General features: G+C 49.1%; 13 protein-coding genes and 1 pseudogene. 1 reads left to right on the top strand and 13 read right to left on the bottom strand.

Features of this window, described 5'->3' with window-relative positions:
• Window positions 1-6: 6 nt before the first annotated feature.
• The 3 genes from H5985_RS05470 to H5985_RS05480 form a co-directional block, all read right to left on the bottom strand.
• Window positions 7-948: a DMT family transporter gene (locus H5985_RS05470; RefSeq protein WP_205050307.1), complete on the bottom strand. Its 942-nt coding sequence runs from the start codon at window positions 946-948 to the stop codon at window positions 7-9.
• Between the two features lie 72 nt (window positions 949-1,020).
• Window positions 1,021-2,958 carry an ATP-dependent zinc metalloprotease FtsH gene (gene ftsH / locus H5985_RS05475; protein ID WP_205050308.1) on the bottom strand — a complete coding sequence of 646 codons (1,938 nt, stop codon included), beginning with the start codon at window positions 2,956-2,958 and terminating at the stop codon, window positions 1,021-1,023.
• A 111-nt stretch (window positions 2,959-3,069) separates the two neighbouring features.
• On the bottom strand, window positions 3,070-3,720 hold the full coding sequence (locus H5985_RS05480; protein ID WP_205050309.1) for an RlmE family RNA methyltransferase: 651 nt from the start codon (window positions 3,718-3,720) through the stop codon (window positions 3,070-3,072).
• Window positions 3,721-3,777: 57 nt separating this feature from the next.
• On the opposite strand from H5985_RS05480, the pseudogene yhbY reads away from it, so the two are divergent.
• Window positions 3,778-4,179: pseudogene (yhbY, locus tag H5985_RS05485) on the top strand (ribosome assembly RNA-binding protein YhbY); the annotation flags it as partial.
• 83 nt (window positions 4,180-4,262) lie between these two features.
• Here yhbY and greA read toward each other — a convergent pair.
• From greA to H5985_RS05535, 10 genes are all read right to left on the bottom strand, one after another.
• Window positions 4,263-4,736 carry a transcription elongation factor GreA gene (gene greA, locus H5985_RS05490; RefSeq protein WP_205050310.1) on the bottom strand — a complete coding sequence of 158 codons (474 nt, stop codon included), beginning with the start codon at window positions 4,734-4,736 and terminating at the stop codon, window positions 4,263-4,265.
• Window positions 4,737-4,841: 105 nt separating this feature from the next.
• Window positions 4,842-6,149, bottom strand: a complete 1,308-nt coding sequence (locus H5985_RS05495; protein ID WP_205050311.1) for a HipA domain-containing protein — start codon at window positions 6,147-6,149, stop codon at window positions 4,842-4,844.
• Window positions 6,136-6,411, bottom strand: coding sequence for a helix-turn-helix domain-containing protein (locus H5985_RS05500; RefSeq protein ID WP_205050312.1), 276 nt, complete (start codon window positions 6,409-6,411; stop codon window positions 6,136-6,138). Before H5985_RS05500 ends, H5985_RS05495 begins: the two co-directional genes overlap by 14 nt.
• 98 nt (window positions 6,412-6,509) lie before the next feature.
• Window positions 6,510-7,100: a D-sedoheptulose 7-phosphate isomerase gene (gene gmhA / locus H5985_RS05505; protein ID WP_205050313.1), complete on the bottom strand. Its 591-nt coding sequence runs from the start codon at window positions 7,098-7,100 to the stop codon at window positions 6,510-6,512.
• Window positions 7,101-7,121: 21 nt separating this feature from the next.
• Window positions 7,122-7,724: a recombination mediator RecR gene (recR, locus tag H5985_RS05510; RefSeq protein WP_205050314.1), complete on the bottom strand. Its 603-nt coding sequence runs from the start codon at window positions 7,722-7,724 to the stop codon at window positions 7,122-7,124.
• Window positions 7,725-7,736: 12 nt separating this feature from the next.
• Window positions 7,737-8,054 carry a YbaB/EbfC family nucleoid-associated protein gene (locus H5985_RS05515; protein ID WP_205050315.1) on the bottom strand — a complete coding sequence of 106 codons (318 nt, stop codon included), beginning with the start codon at window positions 8,052-8,054 and terminating at the stop codon, window positions 7,737-7,739.
• 29 nt (window positions 8,055-8,083) lie between these two features.
• Window positions 8,084-10,111, bottom strand: coding sequence for a DNA polymerase III subunit gamma/tau (gene dnaX, locus H5985_RS05520; RefSeq protein ID WP_205050316.1), 2,028 nt, complete (start codon window positions 10,109-10,111; stop codon window positions 8,084-8,086).
• Window positions 10,112-10,114: 3 nt separating this feature from the next.
• Window positions 10,115-10,594, bottom strand: a complete 480-nt coding sequence (locus H5985_RS05525) for a GNAT family N-acetyltransferase (protein WP_205050317.1) — start codon at window positions 10,592-10,594, stop codon at window positions 10,115-10,117.
• A 74-nt stretch (window positions 10,595-10,668) separates the two neighbouring features.
• Window positions 10,669-11,310: a LysE family translocator gene (locus H5985_RS05530; protein ID WP_205050318.1), complete on the bottom strand. Its 642-nt coding sequence runs from the start codon at window positions 11,308-11,310 to the stop codon at window positions 10,669-10,671.
• Between the two features lie 266 nt (window positions 11,311-11,576).
• Window positions 11,577-13,898, bottom strand: coding sequence for a sulfatase-like hydrolase/transferase (locus H5985_RS05535; RefSeq protein ID WP_205050319.1), 2,322 nt, complete (start codon window positions 13,896-13,898; stop codon window positions 11,577-11,579).
• Window positions 13,899-14,000 lie beyond the last annotated feature (102 nt).

Genomic DNA, 14,000 nt, shown 5'->3' on the forward strand with positions numbered 1-14,000 from the left:
AGCACGTCAGGCTCGCACGTTTCTGAATACGCGCAATGCAGCCAGCACCCCTAAAAGCATAATCACCATACCGATGACCATAGAAAGCGTGGGCCAAGTCCCTCGCCACATCAGGGCGTAAATCACTGAAAAAATCGTCTCAAAGACAATGAGTTGCCCGCCCAATGCAGTGGGTAAACGCTCACTCATTGCATTCCAACAAGCTGCGCCTACCCAGGAGCAAACCACACCGGCTACCAGCATGACAAGTGCAAACTTCAAAGGTTCAGGCCCCAAAAGGCCGACCTCAGCCGGCTGAAGACAATAACTCACCACTAAAAAACCGATCAGTGTAAAAGGCAAAATCGCCAGCCCTTGAGCTGTAGCCCATACTTTCGGCCCCTTGGAGTGATTGGCAAGCAACCATTCGGCATTGCGAATCGGGTACCAGGTCCACAATAAAAGGGAAAGAACCCCGAAGCCCACACCCGTCCAAAATTGCAGAGGTGAGGCAGACTGTTCATGAACGGCGTAGTAAAACTCTGTCCAATTGGCCACGACCATACCGACGAGAATCAACGCCAAAGGTATGCTCAGGCGTGACCAGGCGACACTTGCTGCTTTTTTCTTATTTCTCAGGTTGGAAACAAGTGCAACAAAGACCGGAATCAAACACATGAGCATGCCGGTCACAGGAGCGCCTGCGAGCGTCACTCCCATCACGAGCGACCAGTAATAAACGAAACTCCCGAAAAAGGCGAGCCTCATGGCTAAAAACCAATCGCCCGGGGTGAGTTTTTTAAGTTGCTGCCATTGGATAGGGACAAAAACCAAGCAAGCCAAACCGTATACGGCAAAACGCGCCGAGGCAATGAGTACCGGATTGTAGTCGGGCAAAATAAGCGGAAAAATGTAAATGAGGCCCCAAATGGCACAAGCCAAAACAGCAAAAAATAACCCCAATAACATCGTTTTGAACCTTTCCGCGCCTTCAATAACAAAGCCGAGAAAAATTTTCCCGGCTTTGCAATACTTTTTTAATTATTCCTCTCGCTTTTGCTCATCCTGATCCTGAGGCTGAACTTGAGATTCCTGAGGAGAGTTTTCTACAGGTTTAACCTCCCCTTGCTCACGACGCTCTTGATCGGCTTTAGCCGAAGCACCCGGTCTCGGAGGACGCACTTCGCGACCTTGCATGATATCGGCAATCTGATCCTCATCGAGCGTTTCCCACTTCATGAGGCACTGCACCATCACTTCCACACGGTCACGGTTGGCCTTGAGGATATCGCGGGCGCGAGCGTATTGTTCTTCCAAAATCCGACGAACTTCAGCGTCGATTTTTTGCATCGTGGCTTCAGAGACGTGCGTCGTGCGGGTCACCGAGCGACCGAGGAACACTTCGCCCTCATTTTCCGCGTAAACCATCACACCCAACGCATCACTCATGCCGTAGCGCGTCACCATGTCACGAGCCATCTGCGTGGCGCGTTCAAAGTCATTGGAAGCACCCGTCGTCTTTTGATTGAGGAACACTTCTTCGGCTGCACGTCCGCCGAACATGATCGCTAAGCGAGACGTGAGATACACATCATCGTAATTGAAGCGGTCTTTTTCAGGCAACTGCATCGTCACGCCCAACGCACGGCCACGCGGCACAATCGTTACCTTGTGAAGCGGATCGCTCTTAGGCAACATCCAGGCGACCACAGCGTGACCAGACTCGTGATAAGCGGTCGTACGCTTTTCGTCTTCGCTCATCACCATACTGCGGCGCTCAGCACCCATGAGGATCTTGTCTTTGGCTTGCTCAAAGTCCACCATCTCAACAACCTTGGCGTCACGTCGGGCGGCAAAAAGTGCAGCCTCGTTCACAAGGTTAGCCAAGTCCGCCCCGCTCATGCCGGGCGTACCGCGAGCGATGACTTCCGGATCCACATCGCGGCCCACAGGAACCTTCTTGATGTGCACATTGAGAATTTGCTCACGACCGCGCACATCAGGCAACGGCACCACGACCTGACGGTCAAAACGACCCGGACGCAACAGGGCGGGATCGAGCACATCGGGGCGGTTCGTTGCGGCAATCACAATAACGTTCGTGCCGGTTTCAAAACCGTCCATTTCCACGAGCATTTGGTTGAGCGTCTGTTCGCGTTCATCGTTGCCGCCGCCTAAACCAGCACCACGCTGACGACCTACGGCATCAATTTCATCGATAAAGATAATGCAGGGGGCGTTTTTCTTTGCGTTCTCAAACATGTCACGCACACGAGCCGCACCGACACCCACAAACATTTCCACGAAGTCAGAACCGGAAATGGAGAAAAAGGGCACCTTAGCTTCGCCTGCAATTGCCTTGGCAAGCAACGTCTTACCGGTACCGGGGCTACCCACAAGCAAAATGCCGCGAGGAATACGTCCGCCCAAGCGTTGGAACTTAGAGGGATCTCTAAGGAAGTCCACCACTTCCTGCACTTCTTCTTTGGCTTCATCGCAGCCAGCCACATCGGCAAAGGTCACCTTATTGTTGGTTGTGTCGAGCTTGCGCGCTTTGCTTTTACCGAAACTGAACGCGCCGCCCTTGCCGCCACCCTGCATCTGGCGCATGAAGAAAATCCACACACCGATCAAAAGCAGCATCGGGAACCACGAAATCAATACCGTCATCCAGAAAGACGGCTCTTCTTCGGGCGTGCCGTAAACCTGCACACCGTCTTTTCTCAAGTCATCGACCATCCACAAGTCACCCGGACTCGTGATCACATACTTTTGTCCTTCAACAGGCGTGACCGTGATTTCACGGCCCTTGATGTCCACTCGGGCAATTTTGCCGGCCTTGGCATCTTCCATGAATTGCGTATAACTTGTCGAAGTGGCCGTCGGTGCTGTTTCGGGCTCAAACTGCCGAAACACTGTGAAAAACACCAGCGCCAAAATAATCCAAACACCAATACGATTAAAGAAATTCTTATTCAATTTACAGGCTCCTTCGCCTTGTGTACACAACCAAATTCCGGATTGTTAAGAATACCGATAATTGGTTGACATGGAAATGTTTTTTTCGCCTTTTTACAACAAAAAGCTGATCTAACGCTTCTTAATGTGTTTGGCAACCATGTAAACCTCAGCCGAGGTGTCACGGCTTGCTTCCGGTTTTCTCGTGAGCACCGTTTTAAAGTGCTTTTTAAGCGTTTCAACATACTGAGAAAAACCGCTGCCTTGGAAAACCTTCGTGACAAACACGCCGTTGTCTTTGAGGTGTTCTAGACAAAATTCGAGTGCAAGTTCATTTAACAGCAAGCTCCGTGCGGCATCGGCTGCCGCAATCCCCGAAAGGTTGGGGGCCATGTCAGAGAGCACCAGATCAACCTGTTTGTCACCGATGATTTCCGTGAGCTTATCGGCCACTTCCTGCTCACGAAAATCGCCCTGCAGAAACGTCACCCCGTCGATCGGATCCATGGGCAAAATATCCATGGCGATAATGGTGCCGCGAACCTCTCCGTCTTTGCCGGCCAATTTTTCACGAACCACCTGAGTCCAACTGCCCGGCGCCGCTCCCAGATCGACCACACACATTCCCGGGCGAATCAATTTTTCTTTATCATTGAGCTCGATGAGCTTATAGACCGAACGGGCCCGATAACCCTCCTGGCGAGAGCGTTTTACAAAGGGGTCATTGATGTGGCGCTCAATCCAAGCGCGGTTCGATCTCAGTTTCTTTGTTGCTACTGGCATGATTTTCTTATAGAATTCACCGTTTTTTAAATTATTTGCTTACTTCAATACCGTATTATGGCTGAACTTCTACTTGACCGCGACACTCGTCTGGCCCTTCGTGGACAAGCCCATGGGCTCGATCCCGTGGTCCTTTTGGGCGCCAATGGCTTAACGGACGCGGTGTTAAAAGAAATCGATCGTGCGCTCTTGGCGCATGAACTCATCAAAATCCGTGTGCCCGGCGACGAGCGTGAAGAACGCGAAGCGATTTACAACGAAATCGCTGATCGCTTAAACGCAGCACGCATTCAAATGATCGGCAAGCTTCTTGTTTTGTGGCGTCCGAACCCGGAAAAACAAAAAGAAGAAGCCGAACGCGCCAAGCGTCGTAAAATGGCCGAAGCCCGTCGCGGTATGAGAGGAGGACCCACCGCTCATCGTAAGACCCGCGCTCAAGCCAAGGGCCGTACAACTAAAAAGGCTTACGCCAATCTTTAATCAACGAAGGCTCGGCACCTTAAATAGGACCGAGCCTTTTGTTTTCCAACTAAAAAGGACGATCAGATGTACTTGACCGCCAAAATGTCATAGGCACGATCGCCGCCCGGGGCGTGCACAATCGTTTCATCGCCTTCATATTTACCGATCAGGGCACGCGCAATGGGACTTGAAATCGAAACCAAATTGCGCTTGATGTCGCCTTCATCGTCGCCCACGATCTGATAGGTCACCACTTCACCGGTATCTTGATTTTCCAACTCAACCGTCGCACCGAAAACAATGCGGCCTCCGGCATCGAGTTCTTTAGGATCGATCACCTGCAAAGAAGAAAGCTTTCCTTCCAATTCGGCAATACGTCCTTCAATGTGGCCTTGAAGTTCCTTGGCGGCATCGTATTCTGCGTTTTCAGACAAATCGCCCTTTTCACGGGCTTCCTTAATAGCCTGGACGACTGCCGGACGCTCCACGCTCTTTAATCGCTTTAATTCGGCCTTTAACAATTCGGCACCACGTACTGTAATGGGAATCGCCATAGTATTTTCTCGTTTACTTTTCAATAGAGAACAAAGAAGCCCGAGCCTTTCCATCAAGCTCAGGCATTCGTTTCAGACGGGGACAATTCTACCGCAAAATGCACCTTAAAACAGACTTTTATTTGATGCTATTTTTGGCATCAGTTCAAGTTCTTTGCGCCAATTTCTTAACCTTGCTGAAATATTGCTTCGGTATTCGACAATATACTTTTTTTCTTCTTCATCAAAGTCGTCAGACAACTCCATACGATCCAATTCTTCGTCTATTGAATCCAACACATGAGTCAGTGCTCGGCAAACATCCTCAAAATCCAAGCCACAGGATTGCGCTTCGTACAAAATCTGCAAAGCGTGCAAATGTTCCAACTCAAATTCGTCACCGATTGACATCGCTAGTGACTGTTGAACCTGAGGAATCTGACAAACGCTGACCAGATCGTACCAAGGCGTTGGAGTTAATCCATCCTTTCCGACAAAGAAACTGAAATTTTTCCCATGTGCATCACAATTGCCGATCACAACATTAAAGAGCATCCAATGCAAAAAATTATCCATCATGCGCAAGGGATCGGTGGCAAAACGCGTCAAAGAAAAGAGCTTTTTAAAACTCGCACCATCCCGAATATGTGCAACATCTCGACCCGTTCCGAAATTTTGCTCATACTTCAAGCTAGAAGATAAGCCCAAAGCCTGACAGGCATCAATCATGGGACGACGCAGCACCTGCTCATTTCTGTACGCTCTGTCAAAACGAGTTACCTCTAATACTCGATGTGAGCCGATACGTTTTAGGTTCAGCTCTGCAACCGCAAAACCCAATGATTTCGCGAGCTTCGTGGTCAAAAATTCGTTAAGTAACAAATGCTTTTGAGCGGACTCAAATTTCAGAATATGCGTTGAGCAAAGTCGCTCTCCATTGACGAGCGCGTAGTTATTCTCCACTTTCAGAACGTTAATCTTTGCCTGCATTCCTGCTACCGATAACCTAGGCTTCCCATCCCAAATGTCAATCGGGTGTGTGTCGGGAAAATCCAATTTTTGAACGATTTCTTCAAAGGTTATCGGGCGAATCTGTTCGGCAACATCAGGGACATTGTCTGTCAAACTCAATCTCAGCGCTCCCGCCAAATCATTTCCGATAGCTAAACAAAGCGCCAAGACATTATTTTTGGAAATATTGTTTAATCGGCTCAGATGCTCCAGTGCACGCCCTTCGGGCAAAAAGTTTTCCAAAAAGAGAAGAAAATCCGTTTTTTTGATTTTCCCATTCAACGGCAAAGTCGGAGACAGAGCGAATCCTTCTTTTTTCCAATTTTCAGAGTATCGGAAAAAATCATTGCCTTCTGACGAGTCAGGATTAATCTCACCCACAACATTCTTTCCGAGCAAAAGAAAACACTTAGAACCAGTCATTTCCCTCAACCTCTGAACGATCTTGTAGTAAGAATTTTGTTTGATTCGACCAATCCAACGTTAAGCCCAAAATACTTAAAACTGTGATCAAAGTTGAATATCGGACATCGCCGCCTTTTTCCAATTTAATTAACGTCTTACGACTGATTTTTGTCGCCTTTTCAATTTCTTCTAAAGTGTATCCAAGGGCTTTCCGACGCTTGCGGATAACCTCTCCGATTTCGTTAAGAGTCAGAGTATTAGCAATGATAAAATTTTTCATAAAAAAAGAAGTAAACTACACAAAACGGGGAATTCCCCAATATTGTGTAGTTTACTTCAACTTTTAGAGATTTGTCTAAAAAAGTGTAGAAAACTTCTCTATTTGTAGTTCTCAGGAGCGAGTTGTCGTTCCACCAATTCAATCAAAATGTGAATGCACTTAATGTGCAACTCCTGAACCCGATCGGCCCAACGTCCGGCGGGCGTCACAATCGCGACATCGGCTTTTTGTGCCAGGGGACTGTCAAATTTTCCGGTAAGACCCACCACTTTCATACCGTTTTTATGAGCGGCTTCAACCGCATCAATCACATTGGCACTGGTGCCTGAAGTGGTAATGGCTAAAAGCACATCACCGGGCCTACCCACCGCTTCCACATAGCGGGAGAAAACGGCTCGGTAACCGTAGTCATTACCGACGCAGCTCATGTGTGAAGCGTCCGCAATCGCAATGGCGGCATAACCGGGACGGTCACTTCTGAATCGTCCGGTCATTTCCTCGGCAAAATGCATGGAATCACAAAGGGAACCACCGTTGCCGCAGGAAAGAATTTTTCCTCCCCGACGGATGGTCTCGGCCATCAATTCTGAAGCCTGAACAATCGCCTCTTGCGTTTGATCGGCAGCGATCAGTGCATCAAGCGCCTGACGCGCCTCGACAAGCGCAGCCTTCACGTGTTCTTTAGCCATAGTTTCTTCCTCGTCATGAGTTTAGCGTCGAGCAAAAATCGCTCCCGCTATTGTATTGGCGTCCGTGTATTCCAACTCTACGCCTGCCGGAATTCCCCGAGCAAGCCTGGTTACCCGCACTTGAGGTGCAACCGAGGCCACAGCCTTAGCAATAAAATGCGCCGTTGCATCCCCTTCGGGCGTATAGGGCGTCGCAATCAAGACTTCCCGCACCGCCGGATCACTTTTGAGTCTTTCCCAGAGCTTAGCCAAGCGCAAATCCTCTGCACCGACTCCCTTGACCGGAGAAATCAGTCCCATGAGCACAAAGTAAAGTCCCCGATAGGTCATCGTCTCTTCAATGACACGTTGATCGGCAGGGCTTTCCACCACACAGATTTTGCTGTGATCGCGACTCGTATCCGCACAAATAGGACACACGGCATCGTCTGTGAGCGTATTGCAGAGTTCACAGTGTTTGACGTTTTTCACAGCCCGGTCAAGCGCACTGACAAGCTTCAGCGCTCGCTCGCGATCTTGGCTCAAAAGATGCTCGGCGATGCGAGAGGCCGACCGAGGTCCTAACCCCGGCAACCTTCTTAATGCATCGACCAATTCATCCAAGCTGGGACTGAGCGACGTCATCCGAACGGATCCTTAAAAGGACATTCCCGGAGGCAAGGGCATACCGGCAGTCGCTGCTGCCATCTTTTCCTTGGTGATCTGTTCGATCTTATCGAGGCAGTCTTTCGTGGCCATGAAGATGAGATCTTCGACCATATCCACGTCTTCCTGCAACAGACTCGGATCAACCTTCACGGATTTGAGCGAGTGCTTGCAGGTCATCGTCACCTGCACGAGATTGCCGCTTGCGCTGCCCGTCACTTCCAAGTGATCCAATTCATGCTGCAAACGCTTGATGTTTTCCTGTACTCGAGCAGCTTGTTTGAGCAACGCTCCCATGTTTCCACGCATAGTTGTTTATCCTTTCTTTCGGGTAACAGTTAAGAAATCTTCTTTTTGACCGACATCGGATCAATTCGCGCATTAAAGCGCCGCATCACCGTTCGGGCCAAAGGGGTCTTTTTAAGTGACTCAATCGCCGCTTTCCTTTCGGCATCATCGGTAATTGTCACATATTTATTCTTTCTTTTTTCGGCTTCCTCAGCCTCTTTTTGTTCTTTTTTCAAGCGCGCACGCTCCTGGCTGATCGTTCTCGAACGAGGCGTTTCCAATTCAAACTTAAAGCGCATCCGGCGGCCGAACAACGGATCGACGATTCTTTGCACCAAAAGCATGGCTTTTTGGTTTTTGAGTCGATTCTCGTACAAGGGATCAATACGAAGCGTAATCAGGTCGTCTTCAATAGAGACACATTCGCTACGCTCCAAAATATCGCGAGCATAGGTCGCCGGATAGGTGTAACGCAACTTTTCAAACCACTTCCGACCGATCTCGGTAAATTCCGGAATCTGATCGTAGTCCTCTGCAAAGTCGTAGCGACTTTCAAAGTCCTCATGCCCGGCCTGAGAATCTTCTTCGGGCAACTCCTGCACGGGCTCGGCAAAACCGTAGTCATCGATTGTGGGCTCCATCTGCGAGGCATACTCGTCATAGGAATCCACATACGGCACATCATCATCGTCTTGGACTGCGACCGGTTTTGTCTCAACCGGTTTAACCGAAGGCTTTTCTTCCCGGGCAGTCGCTTTGACCGTACTGCCCGAATCAGGCTCCCCCACGGGAGCATCCTCCCATGGCGCAGGATCATGCTCGACTTGAGGCTGAGTCGGTGTTGAGGCGGTTTGCTCAACAGGTTTTTCTTTGACCGGAGAAGCTGAAACAACGGGTTCAGTCGCCGATTGAGGCTCTTGAGGCGCCTTGGTCACCTCAGGCTTAAAGCGTTCGGGTAACTTCACCGACACGCTGCCTGCAGGTTTAAAAGCGAGCATTCGCAAAAGCGCCATCGTAAAACCGGCATACTCATCAGGGGCCAAATTCATGTCGGCGCGTGCATTTAACGCAATCTGATAGTAAAGCTGCACCTCTTGCGGCGTGAAAGTTTTCGCAAGCGTCATCACCGCTTCACGATCCATATCGTCGGAGGCAAGACTTGCCGCATCAAACTGCGCGAGGGCAATTTTGTGTAAAAGTGCTGCCAAATCACGAATGGCCTGGCTAAAGGAGAGGCTGCGCAAGGACATATCCTGAGCCACTTGCATCATCTCGTGCGCCTTTCCTTCGGCCAAATACACCAAAAGCTTTAAGAGCACGTCGCTATCCATCATGCCGAGCATTTCGCGCACGCTCTCAAGCGTGATGGGCTTGTCACCGGCAAATGCAATCGCCTGATCCAAGAGGCTCAAGCCGTCTCGCATGGAGCCTCTGGCTCCCACTCCCAAGAGTTTCAGTGCGGCGGGTTCGGCCTGGATTTTTTCTTCTTGCAGAATGTGAGCCATGTGATCGGCTACGGTCTGAGGCGAGACATTCTTAAGATTAAATTGCAGGCAGCGCGACAAAACCGTAACGGGCACTTTCTGCGGATCGGTTGTCGCCAGAATGAATTTCACGTACTCAGGCGGCTCTTCGAGCGTTTTTAACATCGCGTTAAAGGCGTGCGACGTGAGCTGATGCACTTCGTCAATCATGTAGACCTTGTAGCGGGCATTGGTGGGTGCATACATCGCCTGCTCAAGAAGCGCTGTCATTTCCTCGACAGAACGATTGCTCGCCGCGTCCATTTCGATGTAATCGACAAAACGCCCTTCATCGATCGCTCGACAAGCCTCGCAGACGCCGCACGGATGGTCCGTCACACCGCCCTTGCCGTCCGGTCCCACACAGTTAAGGCTTTTAGCGAGGATGCGTGACAGAGTCGTTTTCCCGACACCGCGCGTACCGGTAAAAAGATAAGCGTGGTGAAGCCTGTTTTCACGCAAAGCGTGCGTAAGCGCCTGAACCACGGGCTCTTGTCCCACTACACTTTCAAAATCATGAGGCCGCCATTTGCGGGCCAATACCTGAGAAGCCATAACTTAAGAACCTTTAGCGAAACGCTCAAGCGCCTCACCCGTTAAACGACACAGTCGCCAGTCTGTCATCAGTTTGGCGCCCATTTTCTCATAAAATCCGATGGCGGGCTTATTCCACTCGAGCACTACCCATTCAAAGCGACCGCACTTTTCCTTCACCGCCTTCTGAGCCAAGTAGCGTAAAAGCGCCTTGCCGTATCCTTTTCCCCGATAGTCAGGCTCAATGAAGATATCTTCCAGATATAAACCGCGACGAGTTAAAAAGGTCGAGAAATTATAAAAGTAGAGTGCAAAGCCCACAGGTTTGTCGTCTTCGTAAGCAATGAGAGCATGAGCCGAAGGGGTTGCGCTAAAAAGCTCACGGCGCACATCGTCAACCGTGGCGGTCACTTCATGCAGGAGCTTTTCGTAGTCTGCCAGGCGGCGGATAAACTGCAAAATCAACTCACAATCCTTTTCTTCTGCACATCGAATTTCAAACATCTTCTTTACTCATCAATGGAAATTTCAAACAGGTGTAGTTTAGCGAAAAAATGCCCGCACTTTCTGAGCGCATACTATTGAAGCATATCGACAAACACTCGCGCAGCCAAAAATAGGAAAAAGGCGCCTCCCACACAGTTGATGACCTTAGCGGCTTTAGGCGTTGACAAAAGACGCCTGAAATTGGAAGCAATCCATCCGTAGCAAAAATGGATACAGAAAACCGTACAAAAGTAGGTCACGGTCATTACAACAACCTGCGGCACAAAGGCAAGCTCATGATCAATGAATTGCGGAAAAAGCGAGACAAAGAACATGATGAGCATGGGGTTGGTCATCTGAAGCGTAATACCCTGAAGCCAAAGAGTCCCTTTTTGCTTAACGGTTACGCTCATTGCTTTTTCTTTTGAGGCAAGATCAAAACTGAAAGGTTTCGCTTTAAAAAGTCGCACGCCCAAATACACCATATAGAGAGCCCCCAAAGCCTTAATCGTCTCGTAAGCTGCGGGAGACGTTGCAATCAAAATGCCCAATCCCGTTGAGGAAATCATCGACATGACGACGGTTCCGGTGGATGTCCCCAAAATCACCCAAACGGCTGTGCGAAGCCCATAGCGGATGGAACTGGTGAGCGTCATAAGCACTCCGGGGCCCGGAGTGGCCACTGCAAAAGCAGAAGTGACTAGAAAAAGTGTGAAAAGAGACGTATTAATCATGTGTGCGACTTATCGTAATAAGTGCTCATAATAATATTTTGACAACTCTTGTGGAAAGAAGCGTTAAGAAAGAGAACATCACGCCTCCCTTTTTCAATCCTTTAACCACGATTTCATTATTGGTCGGAAACTGTCAAAACCGAGTCAAAGTCCTGTTTAATCCGCGTCAAAAAGCTTGTCTGTTTTCAAGCATTGTCTTTTCTGAGCCTGAAAAAAAAGCCCGATCCTTTCGAACCGAGCCCAAAACAAGGAGAAAATACGGATGCCTATCTTCTCTCCTGTGCGGATAAATCCCACTGTGCTTCATAGGTCGAAGACTTCACCTTCAGTAGACCGAGCACAGTGTGATAAAGATGGTCATGTGTGACGGTTTGTGAGGTCACATTCTTTTGCAGAGCTTCTTCAGAGACACCGTAGTCAATCTTAAAGCCCGAGGACAACCACATTACCATCGGTACCACTTTCTGTACGTCAGGCGAAATCTGGTACGGCGCTCCATGCAAAAAGAGTCCGTTTTCACCCAAACTTTCACCGTGATCGGATATGTATATAAATGCTGTATTGACCTCTGAGTGAGCTTTCATTTCATTAATTAAACCGGCAAGTACCCGATCGGTATAACGAATACTGGCGTCATAGGCACTGACAATTTCTTCTGCGCTGCAGCTTCTGAAACTCGGATCCGTGCAGACCTTGCCGAACACCTTATCGCTGTCGTCAGAGCGAAGATCATAGGCGGGGCCGTGCGAGCCCATCTGGTGCAAAATCAAAACCTGACGGTCACCCGGACGGATCGTTTTGAGCCGCTTCTTCAGATCTTCAACAAAGGCCATGTCCTTGCATTCATTGCCCCCGCAAAGCGCTTTGTCATCCGATAAACGGATGGTTTTCACCCCATCGCTAGTTCCTTTGCTGCCGGATTGGTTGTCAATCCAGGTCACATTCAGCCCAGAGCGTTGCAAGAGCGACGGCAGGGCTTCTTCGGACAAAATGCGATCACGGTCATAATCTCTTCGACCCACACGACTTAACATGCAAGGTAACGACACGTCCGTACTCGTGCCGCAAGCTTCAACTTTCGGAATATTGAGAATATCCATCGTGGAGAGCATGGGATTGGTAGGCTTGTCGTAACCGGCTAATTGCCAATTGGCCGAGCGCGCAGTCTCACCGATCACCAACACAAAAAGCGTTGCACGAGCAGGGCTCACACTCGCATGAGGATTAGGATCCACTACCACGCGAACGCGTTTGGCATCGGTATTCTGATCTCTGAGCAGAGTCGAAGCTGTCGAATAAACCGTGTTAAAGGGCGCAATCATGTAACGCAGGCTCTTATCATTTCGCATGAGAGCCGAAAAGGGCTGCAATTGGCTCACCAAAATCAATACACCGATCAACAAAAACAACGCCGACAGGCCTAATCGCTTAAAGCGCTCGGCTAAAAGTACCTTGCCACGATCTGCCGTCGTAATTAAAAGCAACACCGGTGCAAAAAGGAAAACAAATAAAAGAACGGTTGAAACTGAAAAATACATCGAGGCTTCGCGAGCATCGGTCTGCAAGAAATTGCGAAGCATATCGGGCGTCATCGTCGTGCCGTATAAAAGTGAGGCAATCAATGCCGTCACACCGGATAAGCCCAAAATAATCAGCATGAGTTGAAAAAGTCTTCTCGGCAAAAGCCCTAACAATTCAATCACAGCCAAAGCCACGAAGAAAAAACTTAAAGCGAGCACAGCGGCTAAAAAGAGTGTCTGAGAAATGACTTGAGGGTCACTACCGGCGGACACAAAAAGAGCTCGCCAAAACGGCACATCGAGGTAAAGCGTCCAAAATAAAGCCGTACCGATAAGTGTGTGGGCATAAGTTGCGGCAGGTTTGATATTTTTAAAACGCAGGAAAATATTTTTTCTGTCATAAACCAAAACATAGATCGTCGCACAAACGATCCAGTCAATCAGCATGGTGACCACATTGTGCGAGACAAAATGCGCTCCTTGCATCGTTCGAGCAGCCGAACAAATCAATCCGAATACCAGCACAGCTGCCAGCACCCAATGCGAAGCGGCTTTAAAGCGATCTCGCAAAGCAAAATACAGAGCAAAGAGGCAAAAACCGGTTCCTACATGTCCACCCGGCCAACAGTTGCCCTGTCTAGTAACAATAGACCAGTCCGGATCCGCGATGGCTCTTGTGCCGTCGAATTCCACTACATTCCAAGGACAACTCACCCCCGTTGTTTTTTTGAACCACCAACACAAGATAACGCTCACGAGCATAGCGAAAAAGATATAGCTATAGCGAACGAATTTCTCCTGCCAATTGTTTTCCGCCTTCTGCACCCACAAACGGATCATGCGATAGATGACGTAAAGCGCAATCGCAATGGGAACGGCCTTGGCTCCTTTGTGCAACACTTGGGAAAAAAAAGTGTTACCGTGCCAAGACCAATTCCCGTCAATCCATAATAAGCGGCTGACAGCTACGTCAAACTGATGCGGCGGAAAAAGAACTAAAAACGCCAAACACCAAAGCGGCAGAATCAACCAGATCCACGGATTGTAAGAGCGAACTTCTGAATTCATGTTTCTACTGAATTTAATGAAAAATACACAGTTAAAACTATCGGGCATCACTAGACAAATCAGCGTTAAAATGGTGTCAAAATCCCGTCAAATCGGTTGATG

The sequence above is a fragment of the Parasutterella secunda genome, from assembly GCF_016901835.1.
Taxonomy (GTDB): domain Bacteria; phylum Pseudomonadota; class Gammaproteobacteria; order Burkholderiales; family Burkholderiaceae_F; genus Aphodousia; species Aphodousia faecavium.